Origin of the sequence: Streptomyces sp. SD31 (genome assembly GCF_052068475.1) — a bacterium.
GTDB lineage: Bacteria > Actinomycetota > Actinomycetes > Streptomycetales > Streptomycetaceae > Streptomyces.
The window spans coordinates 64,083-85,382 of the sequence record NZ_JBQHCX010000027.1 but is presented as its reverse complement, the minus strand read 5'-3'; the positions used below and the strand labels follow the sequence as shown (position 1 = coordinate 85,382).

26 protein-coding genes are annotated in these 21,300 nt (G+C 68.8%); 6 read left to right on the top strand and 20 right to left on the bottom strand.

The window, feature by feature from the left end:
* Window positions 1-23 precede the first annotated feature (23 nt).
* The 3 genes from ACTMVF_RS40505 to ACTMVF_RS40495 all read right to left on the bottom strand — a co-directional run bounded on the left by ACTMVF_RS40505 (window position 24) and on the right by ACTMVF_RS40495 (window position 4,113).
* Window positions 24-2,057 (bottom strand): HelD family protein, encoded by a 2,034-nt coding sequence (locus tag ACTMVF_RS40505; RefSeq protein ID WP_441276101.1) that lies wholly within the window; start codon window positions 2,055-2,057, stop codon window positions 24-26.
* A gap of 66 nt (window positions 2,058-2,123) precedes the next feature.
* The gene (locus ACTMVF_RS40500) at window positions 2,124-2,750 is read right to left on the bottom strand and encodes a TetR/AcrR family transcriptional regulator (protein ID WP_441276100.1); all 627 of its coding nucleotides are present in this window, start codon (window positions 2,748-2,750) and stop codon (window positions 2,124-2,126) included.
* A 259-nt stretch (window positions 2,751-3,009) separates the two neighbouring features.
* Entirely contained in the window at window positions 3,010-4,113 is a 1,104-nt protein-coding gene (locus ACTMVF_RS40495) for a phosphotransferase (protein WP_441276099.1), read from the bottom strand.
* 245 nt (window positions 4,114-4,358) lie between these two features.
* Between ACTMVF_RS40495 and ACTMVF_RS40490 the strand changes: the two genes are divergently transcribed.
* Both ACTMVF_RS40490 and ACTMVF_RS40485 read left to right on the top strand, forming a co-directional pair.
* Window positions 4,359-5,105, top strand: a complete 747-nt coding sequence (locus ACTMVF_RS40490; protein WP_441276098.1) for an HAD family hydrolase — start codon at window positions 4,359-4,361, stop codon at window positions 5,103-5,105.
* 203 nt (window positions 5,106-5,308) lie between these two features.
* Window positions 5,309-6,190 (top strand): hypothetical protein, encoded by an 882-nt coding sequence (locus tag ACTMVF_RS40485; protein ID WP_441276097.1) that lies wholly within the window; start codon window positions 5,309-5,311, stop codon window positions 6,188-6,190.
* Window positions 6,191-6,203: 13 nt separating this feature from the next.
* Here ACTMVF_RS40485 and ACTMVF_RS40480 read toward each other — a convergent pair whose 3' ends face one another.
* The 3 genes from ACTMVF_RS40480 to ACTMVF_RS40470 all read right to left on the bottom strand — a co-directional run bounded on the left by ACTMVF_RS40480 (window position 6,204) and on the right by ACTMVF_RS40470 (window position 8,694).
* Window positions 6,204-7,004: a GntR family transcriptional regulator gene (locus ACTMVF_RS40480; protein WP_441276096.1), complete on the bottom strand. Its 801-nt coding sequence runs from the start codon at window positions 7,002-7,004 to the stop codon at window positions 6,204-6,206.
* 74 nt (window positions 7,005-7,078) lie between these two features.
* On the bottom strand, window positions 7,079-7,816 hold the full coding sequence (locus ACTMVF_RS40475) for an HAD family hydrolase (protein ID WP_441276095.1): 738 nt from the start codon (window positions 7,814-7,816) through the stop codon (window positions 7,079-7,081).
* On the bottom strand, window positions 7,816-8,694 hold the full coding sequence (locus ACTMVF_RS40470) for a GntR family transcriptional regulator (RefSeq protein WP_441276094.1): 879 nt from the start codon (window positions 8,692-8,694) through the stop codon (window positions 7,816-7,818). The genes ACTMVF_RS40475 and ACTMVF_RS40470 overlap by 1 nt, the downstream gene beginning before the upstream one ends.
* A gap of 153 nt (window positions 8,695-8,847) precedes the next feature.
* On the opposite strand from ACTMVF_RS40470, the gene ACTMVF_RS40465 reads away from it, so the two are divergent.
* Window positions 8,848-9,036 (top strand): hypothetical protein, encoded by a 189-nt coding sequence (locus ACTMVF_RS40465; RefSeq protein ID WP_062723799.1) that lies wholly within the window; start codon window positions 8,848-8,850, stop codon window positions 9,034-9,036.
* 63 nt (window positions 9,037-9,099) lie between these two features.
* On the opposite strand, the gene ACTMVF_RS40460 is transcribed toward ACTMVF_RS40465, so the two are convergent.
* On the bottom strand, window positions 9,100-10,011 hold the full coding sequence (locus ACTMVF_RS40460) for a winged helix-turn-helix domain-containing protein (protein ID WP_441276093.1): 912 nt from the start codon (window positions 10,009-10,011) through the stop codon (window positions 9,100-9,102).
* A gap of 138 nt (window positions 10,012-10,149) precedes the next feature.
* Here ACTMVF_RS40460 and ACTMVF_RS40455 point away from each other — a divergent pair, with 138 nt between their 5' ends.
* A complete protein-coding gene (locus tag ACTMVF_RS40455) occupies window positions 10,150-10,329 on the top strand; it encodes a hypothetical protein (protein WP_441276092.1) in 180 nt (59 codons plus the stop codon).
* Window positions 10,330-10,563: 234 nt separating this feature from the next.
* On the opposite strand, the gene ACTMVF_RS40450 is transcribed toward ACTMVF_RS40455, so the two are convergent.
* Together ACTMVF_RS40450 and ACTMVF_RS40445 are read right to left on the bottom strand one after the other, a co-directional pair.
* Window positions 10,564-11,826 (bottom strand): GNAT family N-acetyltransferase, encoded by a 1,263-nt coding sequence (locus tag ACTMVF_RS40450; protein ID WP_441276091.1) that lies wholly within the window; start codon window positions 11,824-11,826, stop codon window positions 10,564-10,566.
* 199 nt (window positions 11,827-12,025) lie between these two features.
* Entirely contained in the window at window positions 12,026-12,655 is a 630-nt protein-coding gene (locus ACTMVF_RS40445; RefSeq protein WP_441276090.1) for an RsiG family protein, read from the bottom strand.
* 159 nt (window positions 12,656-12,814) lie between these two features.
* On the opposite strand from ACTMVF_RS40445, the gene dtd reads away from it, so the two are divergent.
* On the top strand, window positions 12,815-13,240 hold the full coding sequence (gene dtd, locus ACTMVF_RS40440; RefSeq protein WP_301999596.1) for a D-aminoacyl-tRNA deacylase: 426 nt from the start codon (window positions 12,815-12,817) through the stop codon (window positions 13,238-13,240).
* A gap of 11 nt (window positions 13,241-13,251) precedes the next feature.
* Here the strand turns inward: dtd and ygfZ are convergent, their stop codons facing one another.
* The 6 genes from ygfZ to ACTMVF_RS40410 form a co-directional block, all read right to left on the bottom strand.
* A complete protein-coding gene (gene ygfZ, locus ACTMVF_RS40435; protein ID WP_441276089.1) occupies window positions 13,252-14,217 on the bottom strand; it encodes a CAF17-like 4Fe-4S cluster assembly/insertion protein YgfZ in 966 nt (321 codons plus the stop codon).
* Between the two features lie 10 nt (window positions 14,218-14,227).
* Window positions 14,228-14,665 (bottom strand): Fur family transcriptional regulator, encoded by a 438-nt coding sequence (locus ACTMVF_RS40430; RefSeq protein ID WP_441276088.1) that lies wholly within the window; start codon window positions 14,663-14,665, stop codon window positions 14,228-14,230.
* A 31-nt stretch (window positions 14,666-14,696) separates the two neighbouring features.
* The gene (locus ACTMVF_RS40425) at window positions 14,697-15,272 is read right to left on the bottom strand and encodes an FABP family protein (RefSeq protein WP_441276087.1); all 576 of its coding nucleotides are present in this window, start codon (window positions 15,270-15,272) and stop codon (window positions 14,697-14,699) included.
* A gap of 241 nt (window positions 15,273-15,513) precedes the next feature.
* A complete protein-coding gene (locus tag ACTMVF_RS40420; protein ID WP_441276086.1) occupies window positions 15,514-16,386 on the bottom strand; it encodes a hypothetical protein in 873 nt (290 codons plus the stop codon).
* Window positions 16,383-17,231 (bottom strand): hypothetical protein, encoded by an 849-nt coding sequence (locus ACTMVF_RS40415; protein WP_441276085.1) that lies wholly within the window; start codon window positions 17,229-17,231, stop codon window positions 16,383-16,385. Before ACTMVF_RS40415 ends, ACTMVF_RS40420 begins: the two co-directional genes overlap by 4 nt.
* On the bottom strand, window positions 17,228-17,968 hold the full coding sequence (locus tag ACTMVF_RS40410) for a hypothetical protein (protein ID WP_441276084.1): 741 nt from the start codon (window positions 17,966-17,968) through the stop codon (window positions 17,228-17,230). Before ACTMVF_RS40410 ends, ACTMVF_RS40415 begins: the two co-directional genes overlap by 4 nt.
* A gap of 183 nt (window positions 17,969-18,151) precedes the next feature.
* On the opposite strand from ACTMVF_RS40410, the gene ACTMVF_RS40405 reads away from it, so the two are divergent.
* On the top strand, window positions 18,152-18,514 hold the full coding sequence (locus ACTMVF_RS40405) for a DsrE family protein (protein ID WP_053197877.1): 363 nt from the start codon (window positions 18,152-18,154) through the stop codon (window positions 18,512-18,514).
* On the opposite strand, the gene ACTMVF_RS40400 is transcribed toward ACTMVF_RS40405, so the two are convergent.
* The 5 genes from ACTMVF_RS40400 to ACTMVF_RS40380 all read right to left on the bottom strand — a co-directional run bounded on the left by ACTMVF_RS40400 (window position 18,508) and on the right by ACTMVF_RS40380 (window position 21,266).
* Window positions 18,508-18,774, bottom strand: a complete 267-nt coding sequence (locus ACTMVF_RS40400; RefSeq protein WP_441276083.1) for a DUF3099 domain-containing protein — start codon at window positions 18,772-18,774, stop codon at window positions 18,508-18,510. The two genes, ACTMVF_RS40405 and ACTMVF_RS40400, sit on opposite strands and share 7 nt — an antisense overlap.
* 127 nt (window positions 18,775-18,901) lie before the next feature.
* On the bottom strand, window positions 18,902-19,192 hold the full coding sequence (locus ACTMVF_RS40395; RefSeq protein ID WP_043502058.1) for a DUF1416 domain-containing protein: 291 nt from the start codon (window positions 19,190-19,192) through the stop codon (window positions 18,902-18,904).
* A 73-nt stretch (window positions 19,193-19,265) separates the two neighbouring features.
* Window positions 19,266-20,105, bottom strand: a complete 840-nt coding sequence (locus ACTMVF_RS40390; protein ID WP_441276082.1) for a sulfurtransferase — start codon at window positions 20,103-20,105, stop codon at window positions 19,266-19,268.
* Between the two features lie 125 nt (window positions 20,106-20,230).
* Entirely contained in the window at window positions 20,231-20,311 is an 81-nt protein-coding gene (locus tag ACTMVF_RS40385) for a putative leader peptide (protein ID WP_350310325.1), read from the bottom strand.
* A gap of 217 nt (window positions 20,312-20,528) precedes the next feature.
* Window positions 20,529-21,266, bottom strand: a complete 738-nt coding sequence (locus ACTMVF_RS40380) for an LmeA family phospholipid-binding protein (protein WP_441276081.1) — start codon at window positions 21,264-21,266, stop codon at window positions 20,529-20,531.
* Window positions 21,267-21,300: the final 34 nt, after the last annotated feature.

Below are 21,300 nucleotides of genomic sequence, written 5' to 3'. Positions count from 1 at the left end.
CACTGAAGCAGCCCGCACACCCGCTAGAACGGCAACGGCCTCCCGTGCACCACCTCCAGCCCCGACACCGCCCGCGTCACCACCACATACAGCCGCTGCAACCCCCGCTCCTCCGCCTCCACGATCGCCGCCGGCTCCACGGCGACGACATGGTCGTACTCCAGTCCCTTCACCACACTCACCGACACGACGGCCACCCGCGCCCCCAGCTCGTCCGCACCCCCCGCCTCGATCCCGGCGGCCGCCAGCGCCTCCCGCACCCGGGCCGCGCCCCCGTCGGCGGCGACGACCCCCACGGATCCCTCCCGGCCCAGCGCATCCCGTACGGCACCCACGACCGCACCCATCAGGTCACCGTCCACCGCTTCCCGGAACCGCAACTCCCCGTCCCCCCGCAGCGACCGGGCCGGCGGCACCTCCACGTCCACCCGCTCCAGCAGCCGGTTGGCCAGCGCCAGCACCGCCCCCGGCACCCGGAACCCCGTCGTGAGCGGTACGACCACCGCGTCCGGCTTCCCCAGATGCCGCAGCACCGTCTCCCACGACCGCGCCGCCCAGGGCGTCGTCCCCTGCGCCAGATCCCCGAGGACGGTCAACGACCCGAAGGCCGCCCGGCGCGCGATCGCCCGGCACTCCATCGGTGACAGGTCCTGCGCCTCGTCGACGACGAGATGGCCGTACCCCTGCGGATGCTCGATGAGCCCCGCCACCTCGTCGAGGAGCACGAGGTCGGCGGCCGACCAGTGCGCGGACTTCCAGGACCGCGGCGGCTTCGCCCACAGCAGCGCCTTCTGTTCCTCGGCGTCCAGCAGCCCCTCGGCGGCGGCCGCCAACACCCCCGGATCGGCGAGCAGTTCGGCCACCACCTCCTCCGGCCGCACCCGCGGCCACACGGCATCGACGTACGCCCCCACAGCCCGCGACCGCGAGACCTTCTGCACCCACGCGTTGCTCCGCACCCCGCTGCGCCGCTCGGCCTGGTCGCGGATGCACCGCACCACCCGGGTCCGCACCCGCTCCCGCCCGACGGCGTACGGCGGCTCCTCCTCCCGCACCCCCGCCACGATCCGCACGAGCTCACCCACCGAGACCCGCCACCGATACGAACCTTCGGCCAGCACAAGGGAGTTGACCCCTTCGGCACTCACCCGCGCGTACAACGCCCGCCGCAGCACCTCGGCCATCCGTTCGTCGTGCTTCACGACGGCGGCCCGCCCCTCGTCATCGCCGGTGACCGGATGCCGGGCGATCTCGTCCCGCAGCGTGGACTGGCGTACGCCGGTCTCGCCGAGGGCGGGCAGTACCTCGGAGATGTACGACAGGAAGGTCCGGTTCGGGCCGAGGATCAGCAGTCCGCCGCGCCGGATGCGCTGCGGGTGGGTGTAGAGCAGATACGCGGCGCGGTGCAGGCCGACGGCGGTCTTGCCGGTGCCGGGAGCGCCCTGCACACACACCGACAGGGCGAGATCGCCTCGTACGAGATCGTCCTGCTCGGGCTGGATGGTGGCCGCGATGTCGCGCATGGGCCCGACGCGGGGCCGCTCGATCTCCCGGGCGACGATGTCGCTGGCCCGGGACTCGCCCCGGTCGAGGTGCTCGTCCTCCAGCCCGGTGAGGTCGGCGGAGTCCCCACGGCTCCCCGGCGCCCAGCCGAACCGCCGCCGTACGGCGACGCCCTGCGGATCACGGGCGGAGGCCTGGTAGAAGGCGCGGGAGACAGGAGCCCGCCAGTCGACGACGAGGGGCGGGGCGGCGGGGTGCTCGGTGATCCGCAGCCGTCCGACGCGGTAGCTCTGCCCGCCGTGTTCACCGCCCTCGCCGAAGTCCAGCCGCCCGAAGAACAGGGGCCCTTCGGGCAGCTCCCGGAGTTCCTTGGCCTGACTGCGCAGCTGATACCCGAGGACCTCGGCGTCGGCACCGGAGGCGGAGACGTCCTCGCCGATGACGACCTGTTCCTGGGCGCCGTCGACCATGGCGGCGAGGGCGGCGCGGCAACGGTCGTGGTGGGCTCGTTCTTCGGTGAGGGCATGCCGGAGGGCGGGTTCGGTTGACGTCATTCGAGCAAGCGTACCTAAATAACGTAACCGAGTTAAATCTTTTACTTGATCTCACTCCGAGTCCACTCACCCGGACAGGTACGGCAACCCCTTCGCCAGCAGGTCGAACGCCCGCTCGGCAGCGGCCACGGCATCGGGCCGTACGTCCTCCACCCGCTCCCCGCCCGCGATCCGCCGCCAGTTCTCCAGAGCGAGAATCCGCCGCACGGCGGCGATCTGCCCGGCGGCCAGCCGTGCGTCCAGGTCCCCGCCGAGCGCGTCGGCGAGCGCGGCCTCCGAGCGCTCCAGGTAGGCGTACATGCGCGCGGCCAGCGACGGGGTGCCGTACAACAGCGAGTGGTAGCGGAGCACCTCGGGATGGTCGTTCAGCCCCGTGACCGGATCACACCGCTCCAACCCGTCGAGGAAGTGCCGCCGCAGCGCACGAAGAGGCGATCCCTGCGCCCCGCCCACGATCCGGGCGGCCTCCTGCTCGTGATCGGCGATCCGGTACAGGACGAGGTCCTCCTTCGCCGGGAAGTACCGGAACAGCGTCGGCTTGGAGATCTCGGCAGCGGCGGCCACCTCGGCCACGGATACGGCGTCGAAGCCCTTCTCCAGGAAGAGACGGATGGCGGTCTCCGACACGGTCTCGTACATCCGCTGCTTCTTGCGCTCGCGGAGGCCGGTCTCCGTGCTGCCTGGCTTGCTCATAGCGGTGAGCCTACGCACCCTCGCGCACGGCGCCTGCTCATCCTGCTTGCCACGGAGCCGGAACGCCTTCGACGGGGCGGCAGACAGTGCCGGTCACAGCCGGTAGACCCTCCAGTCCTCGCTCCAGCCACGGGTGTGAGTGTCCGGCAGGGCCCTCTGCCACCCCGGTACATGCGGTTACGGATCTCCGGTCGCACTCGCATCCCCGTCCCGCACCGCGCGACTGACGAACTCGTCGTAGACCACGCGCGGCACCGTGTCAGTTGCCGTGAAGTACGCCCGCCGCTTCCTGTGCACGGCACCATCGCGTGAGCGCCGCCATGATCCGAGCTGCACTCGGCACGTGGTCCAGCCCCAGAGGGCCGGCGGCGTCCATCAGGACGCGCCGCAGTTTCAGTCCCGCGTGGACGAGTTGGCCCCAGTGCGAGTGCGGCGCCGCCCCCAACTTCAGGGCCTCGCGAATGACATCGGTGAACACCGACTGGGCTCTCTTGTAGTCGATGAGCCGGTCCAGATCGTCCTCCATGCCCTTCGCGCTGCCCGGGCGGACCTCTTCGACGGCGGTACGCCACTGCTTCGCCATCCGGCGCGCCTGCCGTACCGGGTATCGCATCAGATACAGGTGCGTGGCGAGGTCGTAGAGCGGATCACCGACCATCGCCAGTTCCCAGTCGATCGTCCAGAGCCTTCGCTCGGGATCGATGACGAAATTCTCCCGATGCAGATCGGCGTGCAACAGGCAGAAGGGTCGCTGCTGGAGACCCGCCACACTTTTGCGTAGCTGCTTGAACGCGTCGGCCTCCACGCCGAGGTCCTTGAAAAGCGCCTCGAAGTCCTTCAGGTTCTCCACATAGACGCGCTCTTCGGTGAAATAGACGAGCCGCTCCAGGAATCCATTGGTGTCACCGTCCGGCGGCATGTCCGTGGCATCGCACCGCCGATCGATCGCGAGGTCGCCGGCAGCCACGCCCGCCAATTGACCGAAGAGGTCCACGATCTGCCGGAAGAGGTCATCGGTAATTCCCTGCCCGGACGCATGAAGAGACCCGAGGGTGACTCCTTCGATGAATCGCTGCAAGCCACAACCGTTGACGTCGATGACATCCGGAATGTGGCCGATACGCCCCAGCAGAGCCTTCAACAGCTGCTCTTCCGAGGCGAAGCACCGCCTGTCGAACCAGAGGAGATTGCTGCGGGGTTCCCGGCACTTCCACCGCCCCGGATCCATCGAACCCGCTCGCGCCGGCAGCGAAAACACGTAGGTCTCGTGGTGGTAGCCCTGAAGTGGTCCCTCGACCGCACCGGGATCTCCACTCATCCCGACCGCGTGCAGCCGAGCGACGGAAGCTGGTTCGGGTGACATGGCCCGTTTCTTTCACCTTGGGCCCTTGCGGAGGGGCACCGGAGTGGCAGCACATTACTCCCCCGCCGGTGAGTATCGTGCCAGAAGCCCGCGACACGTCCGTGCCGGGCTTCCCCTCACGACTGACGAATGCCCGCGTATCTGACGACGGGTACGCGCATGCCTGGATTGCACGCCATGACCTGCGACGCTGGCCGCCCGGACCACCGTGGTCCACACTGAACCGGGTGGCCGGGAGGAGACCGATGGGCGACGCATTCGACGATCAGGGAACTCTGCTCAGGCTTCTCGAGAACGCGGATGCCGTGCTCCTCGACTTCGACGGGCCCGTCTGCGATCTCTTCGGTGATGTCTCCACCGCACCCGTAGCCGACGAGATCAAGGACGCGGTGCGCTCCGTATCGGGGCCCGACCTGAGCCCGGACGTCGAGGACTGCGACGACTCCCACCACATCCTGCGGCATATCAGGAATATGTACGACGGGCCCCTCCCTGTTCCCCCCTGGCTCCAAAAGGCACTTGAGTTGGCGGAGGACATCGTGGCGGAGCAGGAGTTCACCGCCATCGACTCGGCCCGTTCAGCACCACACGTCATCCGTCTCGTGAGCACACTCCGCGTGGCCCGCAAACGCCTCGCGATCGTCAGCAACAACGCTCCGGGACCGATCAGGAGGTACCTGAAGCGCATGAAGGTGCGGCGGGAGTTCACGGCCGTCATCGGGCGCGACCCGCAGGAACCCCTCAACATGAAGCCCCACCCGGACTCCCTCGACCGCGCGGCGAAGTCCCTGGGACTGCGGCCCGCCGCCTGCGTCCTGATCGGGGACCAGATCACCGATCTGACGGCCGCCCAGGCCGCGAAGACCCGCTTCATCGGATACACCCGTTCCCAGGAACGCGCAGCGGAGATGAGGCGGCTCGGTGCCGACGCCGTCGTGTCGTCGCACGCTCCCCTCATCAGCGCGGCAGAAGCGCTGCGCAAGCCGAACTGACCTTCTGGTGCCGCCGAGTTGCCCCGGGCATCATGGACTGCTCGGGGATCGACAGGCATCGTCGCCGCGCATGTCCGCGGCAGCACAGGGGGTAGCGGGTGTCTCCTCGCGGTCCGGGCGACGACGGCCCGTCCAGGCTCGATCGCGTACGGCATTCGCTGAGCGCGTGGAAACCCCGGATCGTCAAATCGCTCCTGGCCCTCGTGGCCGCACTGGGCATTGCGGCCGAAATCATCGAACCGCTCGGAGACCTGCTCAAGGACCAGAGTTTCCTCGGCGGTTCCTTCGCCGCCCTCATGGCACTCATCCTCTTCGACGCCATCAGCGACTCCGAGTCGCGGCAGGAACCAGACGGCGTCCACGTCATGGCCACCTGGCACGACCTGTTCCGCCCGATGCGCGAGACGTTCGAGGCGCGGCACATCCGCATCGACTTCTCCGGGTTCACGATGGAGACGCTGCTCACGCTTCTCAGGCCGTCCCTCGAAAAGCTGGCCGACGAGGAAGTGCACACGCAGGAGCTGACCCTGCGCATCATCATCGCCCACCTCAATCTTCCGATGAGCCTCCCCGGAAAACTCGAACCCGCTCCCCCGAGCGCCGGACTGCCCGCCGGAACGCTGTACTTCACCGACTCGACCGAGAACCGCGAACGGATGCGAGACGCGTTCACCAAGCCCAACTGGAACGAACTCAAGCGTCTCCTGGACCGGGTGCGTGAACGAAACCCTCGTATCACCATCACGTGCGAGGTGCGGGAGTCGCCGCAGATCCCGGAGCGCAAGCTCTACATCTTCAACCAGGAAAAGGTCTTCCACCAGCCGTACGGAATCAAGGACCGGACCATATCCTGGCGCGACGACGACTTCCGCATCCTCGACACCGAGGGCTTCGGACACAGATACGGCAAGGCTCGCGTCATCGGCTGGGACATGCGGTCCACTTCTCGGGACACTCAGGAGATAGCAGAGCATCACATGGAGTGGCACCGGAATCTCTGGGAGAAGCTGGAGTACATAAAGCCCGAGAATCCCGTCATCGCCGATCCGCGCTGGGTGCCGCCCGAGGCGCGGGGCGGCCGCTAGCCACTTGTGGCCATCATTCGGCGAGCAGGTTCCAGACCGAGTCGAACCACGACTGCATGCTGTCCACGAAGACGCTCCCCGACGAGTTCGGATCGTCGTCCCTCACGTGGTGAGTGAGGGCGGCTCCGAGACCCAGCACGTCGAGCGCGGGGATCTCCTCACCGGAATCCAGCATGATCCGCCGTTCGATCACTTCGTACATCCCGTGCAACGCTTCGCCACCGTTGAAGAGGTAGAGCTTGAAGGTCGGGGTCAGCGGCACCCGGCGGAACTCCACGTCGACCGAGGGCACCAACCCCTCGACCGCGAGGGACCTCAGCGACTCCCGCAGCGAGGTGGTGTGCCGCTCAGTGATGTCCAGCAGTCGCTGAGACAGGCGTGGGTCGTCCTTGTCGTCCTTGGCACGTGGATAGGTCAGAGGCAGCCGCTCGTCAGGCAGAAGCATGCGCAGGGCGATGCGCTGAGGCTTGATGACTCGGTCACGGATGCGTTCTGCCTGGAGGCGCACGTGCGCGTCCAGGGACTCGGACGTCAACGTAGAGACGTCCAGGGTGACTTCGGCGCGCTCGAACGCCTCGCTGAGGAGGGGGCCCAAGGTCGTGCCTCGCCGTGACCTGGTGGCCTGGGGCGCTGTGGACTGTATGGGCTGCGCCCTGACCACCCGGGTGCCGCTGCCCTGACGGGATTCGATCCAGCCCTCGTTGGCCAGTTCCCGCAACGCCCGCTGAACCGTATCCCGGGAGACCCCGAACTCCTGCGCGAGGTCGCGTTGCGAGGGCAGGAACGAGCCCACCGGATACGTTCCGACGGTCATCCGGTCGCGCAGCGCTTCGCAGACCAGCCGAACACCCGCCCTCCACCACCCTCCAGCTCGTCCACGTCCACCCCTCACCCTCCCGCCCGCACCGCCACCAGCACCGGCTCCAACGACCCCACGACGTCCGTCGCCCCCGCCTCCTTCAACAGCTTCCCCTTGCGCTCGTTACGCGCGTAGCCCAGGAACGGAACCCCGGCCTCTCGGGCGGCCTCGTAGTCCGTGGGGGTGTCGCCGATGAACAGGGCGGTGGACGGGGCGGCCCCCATCGCGGTCAGGGCACGGTTGAGGTTGCGTGGGTGGGGCTTGAGGGACTGGAGGTCCTGGGTGCGGCCGTAGATGTGGGGATCGAAGCACTCGAAGAGGCCGCGGGTGCTCAAGTACCGGCCGACCACTCTCGGAGAGTTGTTGGTGACGATGGCCAGCCGGGCCCCCACCGCGGTCCACGTGCGTATCAGCGGGTCGGCGTACATGGTGGGCATCGCCCGCGGTACGGCCTTGAGCTCCCCCTGGGTGAGATGTTCCTCCAGCTCCGTCACCAGGTCGCTGGCGGGCTGCCGCCGGTCGACGGCGCGCAGTACCTCATGGGGGTCCTCGGTCTTGCGCTCGTCCTCCGCCAGCAGGCCGTGCAGACCGCGCCCTTCGAGCCAGTCCACCAGACCGGCCGCCACCCGCGCCGCCGAGTGCCCGGCGAACAGTCGGCAGATCGGCCCGTCGAAATCCCAGAGCACCACGCGGGCATGCGCGATCAGCTCCCGCAGGCGCTCCGGCGATGCCGTCACCAGTTCGGTCTGTGTCGTATCAGAAGTCACTAGGAGAGTGTCAGGTCCGTGGTGATGGTTTCCCAGAGGGCGTCGAACCACTTCTGGGATTCCTCCACGAATGCGTCGTCGCGCTGGCCGGCCTGTCGCACGAAGGAGAAGAGGAGGGACCGTGAGCCGAGGGCGTCGTACATGTCCAGGGTCTGGCTCTCGTACTCCTCCTGGCGTTCGGTGAGGACGTAGTAGCCGATCAGCGCTTCGTCACCGTTGAGCAGGTACAGCTTCACCGGCGGTGTGAACGGCAACGCGCGGAAGGTGACATGGACGTCGATGCCGTGCGTGGAGCGGACCGCCTGGAGGTTGTGGCGCAGTACCTGGGCCTGGGCGTTGCGCATCTCCAGCCACCGCTTGTGGACCGGGTCGTCCTCCCCCCGCCCGTCCACCAGTACCGGAAAGGCGAGGTGGATGTCGCGCGACGGCAGCAGGATGCGGACGTCGATCGACTCGGGGAGGATCGAGCCCTCGTGGATCTGGCGGAGCGGCTCGCCCAGGGCCAGCATCAGGGTCTCGGAGGTGTGGCATACGACGTCCACGCGCACGTGCGGGGCCCCGAAGGCCTCCGTCAGGCGGGGTGCCAGGCTGACCATCGTCGGCTGGGGGGCGCCGCTCGTGGGGGCGGGGGCGGCGATCCGCGGCGGGCTTCCCTTGCTGACGTTGGTGAGGAAGCCGTCCTCCTGGAGCGCGCGCAGGGCCTGGCGCACGGTGCCTCGCTCGACGCCGAACTCCTCGGCCAGCTCGGCCTGGGTGGGCAGGCGGTCGCCCGCCTTGAGGTCACCCACGCGGATCCGTTCCCGCAGGATGTCGGCGATCTCCTGGGGCGAGAGTCTCCTGCTGCCGTTCACTGCCACGTTCTCCTGGGTCACGACCAAACGCTACAACTCTCACCCATCTAAGGGGAGTTGTTTGTAGCTTGTTTCAAAGTAGGGGCCAAGTGGGGACAACTTAGTCAGAGTTGGCGTCAAGTTGGTTGAGTTGGCGGAAGTAATCCTTCCATCCCCAGGAGCCCGAAGGGGGAAACACAGATGCCCGTCCTCGCACTCCTCTCCGCCGTGTTCGTCGTCGGCGTCGAGCAGACCCTCCAGTGGAAGTACGGTGCCACCGGCATCATCGGCCTGCTGCTGCTCACCATAGGCATCAAGGCCAAAAGTCCTGCGGTCAGTTCCATCGGGGCCGTCGTCCTCGCGATCCTGGTCTCGGGCCCCGCCCTGTGAACCATGTGCGTCAGGGGCTCCACGCAGGCAACGAACAACCAGGTCAAACGCTGTGGGAGACGATCAGCTCGTGAGCACCAGCTCCGAACTGATCGTCTCCCACAGTGCGTTGAACCACACATGCGACTGCTCCACGAACGTCATGTCCCGCAGACCGGCCCCCTGTTCGAAGGCGAACAGCATCGACTGGATGCCCGGGGCGTCGTACATCTCCAGGTGCTGGTGGTCGATCTCCACCTCGCGGCGCGCCAGCGTGTAGTACGCGAAGAGCGCCTCCGTGCTGTTGAGCAGGTACAGCTTCACCGGCGGAGTGAACGGCAGCGCACGGAAGCTGACCCGCACATCGATGCCGTGCGTGGCGCGCAGCGCCAGCAGATTGTGCTGGAGCACCTGGCCCTGGGCGTTGCGCTGGGTGAGCCAGCGCCGGCGCAGCTGTTCGTCGGCGTCATCGGCCGAGGCGTCCACCGAGGTCGGGAAGGCGAGCGCGATGTCACGGCTGGGCAGCAGGATACGGACGTCGACCTTGGCCGGTTTCAGCTGTCCGGCGTGGATCTGGCGGAGTGGTTCGCCGATGGCGAGCGTGAGGGAGACCGACGTCAGGCAGAGGGCGTCGATCTCGACATGCGGGGCCGCGAAGGCGGCGGCGACGCGCGGGGCGAGGGCCACCATGGTGGGCTGCGGCGGGGCTCCCGGGCCGGTCAGCGCCCTGCCCAGGTCGGGGGCGACGGTCGCCGGGGCCCCTTTGGACACGTTGGTGAGCAGGTGCTCCGACTGCAGGATGCGCAGGGCCTGTCGTACCGCTCCGCGCTCGACACCGAACTCGTCGGCCAGCTTGGCCTGGGTGGGCATGCGCTGGCCGGGCTGCAACCGCCCCGAGGTGATCCGGGCGCGCAGCTCGTCGGCCACCTCCCGGTGTGACTTCTGTGGCCGCTGTGAACTCTTCCGCCCATTGACGGAGACGGGTTTCGGCTCCACGACAAAACACTACAACTTCCCGCCATCTTTGGGCAGTTCCAGGGAAGGTGGTTATAGGACGCTTCCAAGCGGTCATAAGTACAGTGAAGTTGGTCGCCAACTTAAGCAACATGGTCAAACTTCAAGGAGGTTGGCCACATGCCGCTCGTCTACCTCGCCGTCGCCGCACTCGTCATCGGATTCGAACAGCTCGTCCAGTGGAAGTACGGGCCGATGGGGATCATCGCCTTCCTCGCGCTGTCCATCGGCATCAAGGCCAAGAACACCCTGATCGGCGGCATCGGCGCGGTGATCCTCGTCATGCTGCTCGCCCACTAGGGCCTGGCGACCAGGTTCGGCCGTCGGGACTCCCTTCCGGAGGGGAGCCGGGAGCCCGGACGGTCTGCACCAAAGGCACAGCCACAACTGAACAGCGGCCGTGGAACAGCCGCACCGCACAGTCACAACCGAACAGCGAACGCACAGCCACAACCTCATACAGGCGCACAGCCCACAACCACAACTGAACAGCTCGCTACGGATGAGCAGACCTGTCGTCGGCAGAGAGGAGGATCAGAAGATGTCCGGGCACCAAGGCCGCCTGGACGTACGCAGCAGGGCGTCGGCCTCTCGGGCGGCGCCCGCTCGTTCTTCCCGCACCCGCCCCAGCGCGACGAGCCGCACCACGGACTCGTCGCCGAGCCAGAGCCGTCCCAAGTCGGCTACGTCGAGGGTGAGTTCGGCGGCAGCCTTGGTCGGCGTGCACGAGGAGCCCTCCGCCGACGCCTCCAGCCGGTACCGCCCACCGGTCAGCCCAGCCGCGTCCACGATCTCCAGCACCAGCGCTCCCTGCCCCTCGTACGTCCGCGCCTCCAACGCCCGTACGACATCCAGGATCCGCACCCACAGCCAGTCCGCCTGCGACGTGACCCCGGCGGCCCGCGGATCGGGCAGGAAGAAGGGCAGCAGGTCGTCGGGGGCCCGCCAGCCGCTCTTCACCTTCATGACCCAGTCGATCGAGCACAGATAGCGCCACAGGGCGCGCTCGGCGTCCGGGGTCGCCGCGATCAGCCACTTGACGCTCGCCGTGTTCAACGGCTGCTTCTTGCCCTCGCTCCAGTGGTCGTCCACCGTGTACGACACCAGCCCCTGGACCTCGCCGCCCGCCGCCCGGTACACCGCGAAGAAGGGCTCGGTCCACGGAGACCTGTCCAGCCGCAGCACGCCCGTGCTGACCAGCCACCACCGCTCGTCCCGGTTCACGGCCCCCGGCTGCGCGCGGCGCACCCGCTCGAACAGCTCCGGGCCGATCTTGCGGACGTCCGCCCCGTCCACGATGTCGATACGACCACCGTCCTCGGGGCCGGCCCACCTCGGGTCGAGGCCGGTGCGGGGGACGTCGATCGTCCACTCGGTCGTCCAGGTGGCGGGGCCGAAACCGTAGCGGCCGTAGATCGGGTACTCGGCGGAGATCAAGGTCGCGACCACGTCCCCGCGCTCCTTCGCGGCGGCGAGGTCCTGGGCCATCATGCGCGTGAGCAGGCCGCGGCGGCGGTGGGTGGGGGTGACGGTGACGTTGGAGATGGCGTCGGCGGGGACCGGGGCGCCGCCGACGGCGGTGATCTCCTGCGCGAACGACCGGAAGGTGGCGACACAGCGCCCGGCGTCGAAAGCACCGAGGGTGCGGGCGGGGTCGATGTACGAGCTGCGGTCCGCGATTTCCGTCTCGGCGACGTCGGGGGTGCGCAGGAAGCCGGTGTTCAGGGCCCTGATCCAGTCGGGGATGTCGGCCGCGGCGATCGGGCGGACGTCGATGTGGGGGTCGGGACGGCTCATGGGGCCACGGTAGGCGGGCGAGCGCGGGGGTGTCGCCGGGTTTTCCTCGCCCCCGCCACCCCTGCCCGTCCCATCCCCAGGGGCCGCCGCCCCTTCGGCCCCGCCTCCCTGAGGGCCTGCGGCCCCCAGGCCCCCGCTTCGGCCCTGAACGGGCCTCGTCCTCGAACTCCCCCAGAGGGGGCACCCCCAGACGGGCTGATTACGTGAGCAGGTCGTCCACCTGCGCCTCCCCCTCCCGGTAGCGGCGCGTGATCTCCGCGCTGCAGTCGTCGGCCGTCCGCTGCAACCGCTGCCGGCGCCCCGACACCTGCTGCTCGTACCGCACGAGCCGCCCCATCGCGGTGTCCAGTTCGACGTCCGTCCGCGCCTGCAGATCCGACAGCTCCACCTCGGCCAGCATCTCCGCCGCCAGCCGCCGGTACTCCTCGCTCTGCGGAGTGCCGAGCGTGACATGGCGGGCCGAGGAACGGTGGCGGGCCGGAGCGTCGGTCAGGATCTCCGAGAGACGCTCCACGACGGAGGCCGCCCCCGCCGGGGAGCGCCGGGCCAGCTCCGCCCGCAGGATGTCGATACGCCCCTGCAGCAGTCGTCGTACATAACTCAGGTCCGCCTCGTCGCGCTGCGCGTCCCGGCGCAGGGTGCGCAGCTCTGGCAGGCTGAGCACGGTCAGCTCGTGCTCGGGCGGTTCCACGGGCAGCCGCGGACCCGGGCCCGGGCCCGGGCCCGGATCGTCGGCGGTGCGCTGCGTGGGCGGCCGGATGCCGTCCAGCTGGCCCGCGTGGGTCAACACGACAGCCCCAGGAGGCTGCCCGGTACTCGGTGTGCTCATGTGCCTCTACCGTCCCCTCGACCGGCGTGTGGGAAGCATCGTGCCATCCCAACTGGCAGCTATGTGACCGAGTGCCCATGAACAGCCCCAGATGGGGGCTTAAGGATCAAAAAAGTAGCCCCTTACGTGGCACTTTCGCGTTCACGGCATGATGGCGGCATGCGAGCTGTGGTGCAGAGGGTGGACGGCGCGAGCGTCGTCGTGGACGGTGCGACGGTCGGGGAGATCGTGGGCGAGGGGCTGTGCGTCCTCGTCGGCGTCACGCACGAGGACACCAAGGAGAAGGCGGCCCAACTCGCCCGCAAACTCTGGTCGATCCGCATGCTGCACGACGAGAAGTCCTGCAGCGACATCGACGCCCCGCTCCTCGTCATCAGCCAGTTCACTCTCTACGGCGACGCCCGCAAGGGCCGCCGCCCCACCTGGAACGCCGCCGCCCCCGGCGACGTGGCCGAGCCCCTCGTGGACGAGGTGGTCGCCCAGCTCCGCGCCCTCGGCGCCACAGTGGCGACGGGCCGCTTCGGCGCGCAGATGCGGGTGTCCCTGACGAACGACGGCCCGTTCACGGTGCTGCTGGAGATCTGAGGCCCAGGACCTCAGGGCTCTACGACGACCTCCTGCGCCGCGGCCGTGTCCCCCGCCACCAGCGGTGCGTCCACCGGCACGTTCCGCTTGACCAGCGCGAGCGCGACCGGGCCCAGCTCGTGGTGCCGTACGGACGTCGTGATGAAGCCGATCTTGCGGCCGTCGGGGCCCTCGTCCGCGAGGCGGAGCTCGGTGCCGTGGGTCGGCAGATGCACCTCGCTGCCGTCGAGGTGCAGGAAGACCAGCCGGCGCGGCGGCTTGCCGAGGTTCTGCACCCGCGCCACCGTCTCCTGGCCCCGGTAGCAGCCCTTCTGCAGATGCACCGCGGTGCCGATCCAGCCCAGCTCGTGCGGGATGGTGCGGTGGTCGGTCTCGAAGCCGAGGCGGGGGCGGTGGTGCTCCACCCGCAGCGCCTCGTGCGCGAGCAGCCCGGCCGCCGGACCCGCCTTCGCGGCGTACGACTCCAGGTCGGCGCGGGGCAGGAAGAGATCACGGCCGTACGCCGTCTCGCGTACGGCGACGCCGTCCGGCACCTCGGCGATGGACCCGGCGGGCAGGTGCACGAGCGCGAACTCGGCGGTCCGGTCGGCGACTTCGACCTGGTAGAAGAACTTCATCGACTCCAGGTACGCGATCAGCGCCTCCTGGGTGCCGGGTTCGACATGCGCCCAGACGGTCGTCCCGTCGTCCACCAGGTACAGCGCGTGCTCGATGTGGCCGTGCGCGGAGAGGATCAGCGCCTCGGTGGCCTCACCGGCCGGGAGATCGCTGACGTGCTGGGTGAGCAGCAGGTGCAGCCAGCTCAGCCGGTCCGCGCCGGTGACGGTGAGGACTCCGCGGTGCGAGAGGTCGACGAAACCGGTGCCGTCGGCGAGGGCGCGCTGCTCGCGAAAGAGGTCGCCGTAGTGGGCGGCGACGCCTTCGTCCACGCCCTCGGCGGGCACGGCGCCGGGCAGGGTCAGCAGGGGGCTCTTCATATGCCTAAGCCTACGACTCGGTAGTTGAACTCTTCAGCGAGCAGTCCTTGCAGCAGCCGAAGATCGCGAAGTGCTTCATGTCGGTCTCGAACCCGAAGGTCCGGCTCAGCTTGGCCGTGAACTCGGCGGCCACCTGGACGTCCGCCTCGATGACGTTCTCGCAGTCCCGGCAGACCAGGTGGATGTGATGGTGGCGGTCGGCGAGATGGTACGTCGGCGCACCGTGCCCGAGGTGGGCGTGGCTGACCAGCCCGAGCTCCTCCAGCAGCTCCAGGGTCCGGTAGACGGTGGAAATGTTGACCCCCGACGCCGTCTTCCTCACTTCCACGAGGATGTCGTCGGGGGTCGCGTGCTCAAGTGTGTCCACGGCTTCGAGCACGAGTTGCCGCTGCGGCGTCAGCCGATAGCCGCGCTGCCTGAGGTCGCTCTTCCAATCGGTGCTCACCACACCAGAAGTCTAGAGCCACTCGAACGGCTGCCTACTTGAAGAAGGCGATGCCGTCGTCCGGCAGGTCGTCCGGCAGGGCCTTGGCCCAGCGCTCGACCTCCTCCGGGGTGACGACCTTCTTCAGGTGCGCCGACATGTAGGGGCGCAGCTCGACCTCGGGGGTCTGCTTCTCGCCGACCCACATCAGGTCGCTCTTGACGTAGCCGTACAGCCGCTTGCCCCCGGTGTAGGGGCCGGAGGCGGCGGTCCGCGCCACGGCGTCCGTCACCAGGTCGATCTGCGGCTTCTTGTCGGCCAGCTCGCCGTACCAGACCTCGACGACGCCGTCGTGGCGGACCATCGTCACCTCGACCTTGCGGTCGGTGTCGATCCGCCAGAAGCCGTGCTCGGACTCCAGCGGCCTGACCTTGTTGCCGTCGTTGTCGAGCACCCAGGTGTGGGACCGGTACTCCAGGAAGTCCCGGCCGTCGTGCGTGAAGGTGACCTCCTGCCCGAAGTTGCACTTCTCGGAGCCGGGGAAGTCGTGCACACCCGCGCCCGCCCAGTTGCCGAGCAGGAAGGCGAGGGGGACGAGGTCCTTGTGGAGGTCGGACGGGATCTCGATCATGAGCAGCTCAGAAGCCTCGTACGTCGGTGATGGCGGTCAGCGCTGGCCCTGGTACAGCTTCTTCACGGTCAGCCCGGCGAAGGCGAGAACGCCGACGCAGACCAGGACCAGCAGGGCTTCGAAGAAGATCTCCACGGGGTGCTCCTCGATTGAGCGCGGGGAATGCTTTGCGTACACAGGGCCGGGCCCCAGCTTACGCGGCCGGGGCCCGGCCCTCTGTGTGAGGTACGCCCTCGCGGGCTCAGCCGAGCAGCTGGCTCTGGAGCATCACCGTCTGCTGGAAGGGGACGGCCGCGGCAGTGCCCTTGCGGGACTGCACCACGAGCCCCACGACGTCCCCCGACACCAGGTACGCCTGCCGAACCTGCTCGGCGCCGTACGGCTTGGCCTCGGTGTAGGCGTAGCGCCGTACGTTGACGACCTCGGCGGCGGTGGGGAAGCCCTCGTCCATGTGCACCTCGGCGGCGCCGCTCAGGGCGTGGTTGGGCGAGTCGTAGCTGGTGAAGTGGTCCTGCTGGAGCACGTCGGCCACCTGGCCGGTCTCGAACTGCAGCAGGTAGATCCGGGTGCGCGTGCCGTCCGGGGTGGTCCAGCCGCGGGCGGCGATGTGCCGCAGGGCGTGGTCGGTCAGCAGCCGGCCGAGGGTGTCGCGGTCGTCCTCGGACTCGTACGCCGACAGGAAGTCCTTCGTCGCCAGCCAGCCGTTGCGCCCGCTCAGCGCCTTGTCGGCCGTGGCCCCCTTGGGCGCCGGCAGCAGCAGCGCACGCAGGTCCGCGTAGTGCAGGGAGGCCACGTTCTCCTCGGCGAACGGCTCCGGGCTGCCGGAGGGCAGCGGCGGCTTGGTGATCTCCGGATACGTCCAGCGCCCGTCCGTCTCGGTCGCGAGACCGGGTACGTCCGTACGCTCCATCCGCGTGATGCCGTATGCCGTCGAGGCGCCGACGGCCGCGAAGACCACGACAGTCGCGGTCCAGCGCAGGACGGCGCGCAGGACACGGCGGTCCTTCCGCACCGGCGGGACGACGGGAACCGCCTCCGGCGTCTCCGGCACCGCCGTGGCGTCCGGCGGTACGTCGGCCACGGGCGCCGTCGTGATGGGCTGCTGCTCGCTCATATCGCCTTCCCCGGCTCGTCGATGCGGTCGAGCTGTCGCGTGACGAACATCCCGATGCCGTGCAGGTCGACCGGCCGCACGCCGGACGCGGTGGCGCTGATCAGCACGTCGCCCGAGTAGGCCGCGCAGTACACGCGGTCGAGCTTCTCGTCGGCGATTTTGGGCGTCAGGAAGCACTTGGCGTTCTTGTGGCCCTCGATCTTCGGACCCTTGCGGAAGAGGCCCAGGTCGGAGAGGAACGCGTTCTGGGCCGTCGCGATGTCCCGGGCGTCGTCGCGGCTCTCCATCCGCACCAGTTGGACGCTGATGGAGAAGGCCGTCTTGTGGTTGATCGCGTAGCTGTCCGCGTTGTAGTAGCTGCGCATCACCATCCCCTTGACGCCCCTCTTGTCCATCTCCTTCTCCAGCTGCCGCCGCTGGGTGCGGGGCAGGTCCTTGAGCGACTCCTCGCGCAGGGCGGTGGCCTGACGGCCGCTGAGCTCGGCGTCGGAGCCGAACTCAGCGAGGTCGGGGCCGCGGCTGTAGCCCTTCTCGTCGTACGGCAGCAGCAGCCCGCGCAACCCTTGCTCCGTCTGGGGCGCTTTGTCGCCGGCGGCGGACGGCTCGGGGAACTTCCAGGTCGGCCGACCCGGATCGCGGTCGGCGTTCTGGACGGTCACGACGGTGTAGCCGGCACCGGCGACGACGGCACCGAGCAGCAGGACGGTCCCGGCGACGGCGGCGAGGCGCGCGGGACGCGGCCGCTTCCGCTTCTGCTCGGGGCTCGGGGGAATCTCGGCGCTCTCGGGGCTCTGGAGGTTCTCGGGGCCCTCGGCGCTCTGGGGGCTCTCAGGTGTCTCGGTCACAGCCGCCCCATCTGCCGCTTGGCGAGATCCATGATCTTCTCCTTGGAGATCGGCTTGGTGTCGTAGACCCAGATGTCCATCGCGATGTCACCGCGCCAGGCGTGTGCCTCGGCCGAGTACAGCGGGAGGTAGCCGGCCTCCCGCTCCGGGGTGTCGTGCACGTACGCCATGCCGTCGCCCGTACCGGGGATCGACCAGCTGCGGGTGTCGGACTCCTCCTCGGCCCAGTAGTGCGCGCTGTCGGCGTGGTCGGCGGCCGCCATGGCCTGCTCCTGGCGGAACTGCGCCAGCTGGATCTCGACGTTGTAGGTGCTGCCCACCCGCCAGCTCGCGACGGCGGCGCGGCGGAACTCGTCGGTGATGAGGTCGCCGAACATCTCGTCCGGCTCCTCGTAGCCGTCCGCGTAGTCGGCGAGGTCCAGCCAGCCGTCGTTGCCCGCCGTGATCACGGTGTCCCGCGCACCCTTGGGCCGCTGGAGCAGCAGCTTGCGCAGATCGCCGTCGGTCTTCACCCGGCGGTCCTCGGCGGCGGACAGCGGCTCGGCCTCACCCTTGGCCTGCTTGACGACGGGCTGGGAGAGGGGCGGCAGCTTCGTGGGCTCGCGGTCGGCCTGCACGAGATACCCGGCACAGGTCCCGGCGACGAGCCCGAGCACGACGGCTCCGGCGATCAGGAGGGCCGTACGCCCACGGCGACGGGGCCGGGGCAGGGCGGCCGGCTCGGCCGATCCGGGCACCTCCGTATGCCCGGGCGCGGCCGAGGAAACCGGTATGACCGGCGCGTAAGCCGCGTCTGCTACTTCTTCAGGTACATCCAAGACGTCCCCCCACGGAACGTGAAGCGCGCATTCCGTATGCGCGCGCACAGGAGACTCATGGTCGACACCCCGGGTTGTAGGCCCGTTGATTACGATTCGGCCATGGCGAAGAAGCTCGTGATCAAGGTGACAGCGGGGGCCGATGCCCCCGAACGCTGCTCGCAGGCGTTCACGGTGGCGGCGGTGGCCGTGGCCAGCGGCGTCGACGTCTCCGTATGGCTGACCGGCGAGTCCGCGTGGTTCGCCCTGCCGGGCCGTGCCGCCGAGTTCGAACTCCCGCACGCGGCCCCGCTCCCCGACCTGATCGACTCGATCCTGGCGACCGGCCGCCTCACCCTGTGCACCCAGTGCGCGGCCCGCAGGGACATCACGGAGAAGGACGTCATCGAGGGTGTCCGCATCGCGGGCGCGCAGGTGTTCGTGCAGGAGGCACTGGGGGACGAGACGCAGGCACTCGTCTACTGAGACCGCGGTCGCTTCTTGCCGTCCAGTTCGTCCCACCACTCGTCGGACTGAGGGTCACCGGACGGATCGTCCCACCAGCGGTCCTCCGGCCCTCGCCGGTTGGCGACCATCGCGGCGAGCGGCGGGATGACCATGGCGACCACGCACATGCCCACGGCCACCGGCGTCGACCAGAGGCGTACGACACCCCAGGCCAGGACGAAGAGCGTGATGCACGTCCCCATCATGGCGAAGTACAGATGCCGTCGCCGTGCGTACATGGTTCCAGGGTAGGCCTGTACCGGCCGGGGCAACCCCGTTCCCCCCGCCATGCCGAAGGGCCGCACCCCAGGTGTCCAACCCGCGGGGTGCGGCCCTCTTCGGCAGCCGGTGGGCTGCTCGGTTCGCTCAGACCGCGATCGCGACCTCGGCGAGCGCGCCCTTCTCGGCGACGACGACCGTGCGGTCGGCGGTGCCGCCGGGGACGAGTGCACGCACGGTCCAGGTGCCCTCGGCCGCGTAGAAGCGGAACTGGCCCGTGGCGGAGGTGGGGACCTCCGCGGTGAACTCGCCGGTCGAGTCCAGCAGACGGACGTAGCCCGTCACCGGCTCGCCGTCGCGGGTCACCTGACCCTGGATCGTGGTCTCACCGGGCTTGATCGTCGAGGCGTCGGGGCCGCCGGCCTTCGCTCCACACATGTCTTTCTCCAAGAGGGGTCTGACCGGAGGAAGGCCGGTCGGGATTTGCGGGTCTGTTCGCTTACTACGGGGCTTACTTGTTGGCGCCGAGCTCGATCGGCACGCCGACGAGGGAGCCGTACTCGGTCCAGGAGCCGTCGTAGTTCTTGACGTTCTCCACGCCGAGCAGCTCGTGCAGGACGAACCAGGTCAGCGCGGAGCGCTCACCGATACGGCAGTAGGCGATGGTGTCCTTCGCCAGGTCGACCTGCTCCTCGGCGTAGAGCTCCTTGAGCTCCTCGTCCGACTTGAAGGTGCCGTCGTCGTTGGCGTTCTTGGACCACGGGATGTTGCGCGCGGACGGGACGTGGCCCGGACGCTGCGACTGCTCCTGCGGCAGGTGCGCGGGGGCGAGCAGCTTGCCGGAGAACTCGTCGGGCGACCGGACGTCGACCAGGTTCTGCGAGCCGATAGCGGCGACGACGTCGTCACGGAAGGCGCGGATGGACTTGTCCTGCGGCTTGGCCTTGTAGTCGGTCGCCGGGCGCTCCGGGACCTCCTCGACCAGCTCGCGGGCGTCCAGCTCCCACTTCTTGCGGCCGCCGTCGAGGAGCTTGACGTTCTCGTGGCCGTAGAGCTTGAAGTACCAGTAGGCGTAGGACGCGAACCAGTTGTTGTTGCCGCCGTAGAGGATCACCAGGGTGTCGTTGGCGATGCCCTTCGCCGACAGGAGCTTCTCGAAGCCCTCCTGGTCGATGAAGTCGCGGCGGACCGGGTCCTGCAGGTCCTTGGTCCAGTCGATGCGGATCGCGTTCTTGATGTGGTTCTTCTCGTAGGCGGACGTGTCTTCGTCCACCTCCACGATCGCGATGTTGGGGTCGTCCAGGTTCTCCTGGACCCAGTCGGCGTCGACGAGGACGTCGCTGCGGCTCATGCTGTTTCTCCTCCGGGGCAGTTGCGGCGGGGCGTGCGAGTGCGAGGGGTGCGCGCGCTCGGGCCGAGACGGCGCACCTGTGCCCTGGTCAGGGCGCGGGGAAACGCAGAAGTCGGAGCTTCCGCTCAGAAGGTGCGACAGAGCATGGCGGCAACGCGGCACAGGTCTACTGCCCGCCGCTTCGTGAGATCCGCCTGTCGCTTCATGGCCTCGATCGTAGGGACGGACAGGCGGGCGTGTCACCGGTGTGTCGCATGCTGAGACAGGATCGTCCGGGATGTGGAATCACACGGGATCGACCCGCCGCCGAGGGCGTCATCGCACGGCCTGCGGGCCGATGTATCGGCGGTCACATCTACGCTACGGACGACGCCGTCTCGCCAGTCGGACACCCGGAGGTGGGATCGGGTTTCGGTGGCCGTCCTACCCGGCGAGGCGGACGTTCGAACCCTTCACCGTGATCTCGACGCCGTTCTTCGCCGCCTGGACCTTGTCGAGCTGGATACCGCCGGGGAGGCCGTCGATCTTCTGCTCGAAGTCGGTGATCGCGCGGGCCCGGTCCTCGGCGACGTCGGCGCCGGCGAAGCTGGGCAGGGTGTCGGCGTGCACCTTCACGGAGTCGCCCTCGGTGGTGACCGAGCTCAGGACGTAGACCGGGTTCGGCAGCTTGTTGCCGAGGACGGTGGCCTCTACGGCGACCTTGATCTTGCCGTTGCCGCCGTCGGAGAGGCCGACGACGCTGGCGGTGACGCCGGGGGCGACCTGGGTGGGCTCGGACTTGGCGGTCTTCAGCAGCTCGGCGTAGGTGATGGACGCGGTGCCGGTGGCGGTGGCCGCGGTGGCGGAGCTGTAGTCGCCGGAGAACTCGACGCCCTGCATGTTCGCCGTGAGGTCGTCGATGCGGATGGTCTTGCCGTCGGTGCCGGTGCCGGCCTCGTAGTCCTTGATGCCGACCTCGACGTCGTCCAGCGTGCCGCTCGCGACCTGGGTCAGGAAGGGAAAGCCCTTGATGGACACGTCAGGGGCCGCGTCGAGGTTCTCGGTGGTCTGGAGCTTGCCTGCGGCCTCGTCCTCGGCGAAACCGACGGCGAGCCGGTCGGCCAGCACGAAGAGGCCGCCGAGTATCACGACGACGATCAGCAGTATCCGAAGGGCGCGCATGTTGTGGTCTTCCCCCAACTCGGCGGTCGTCAAC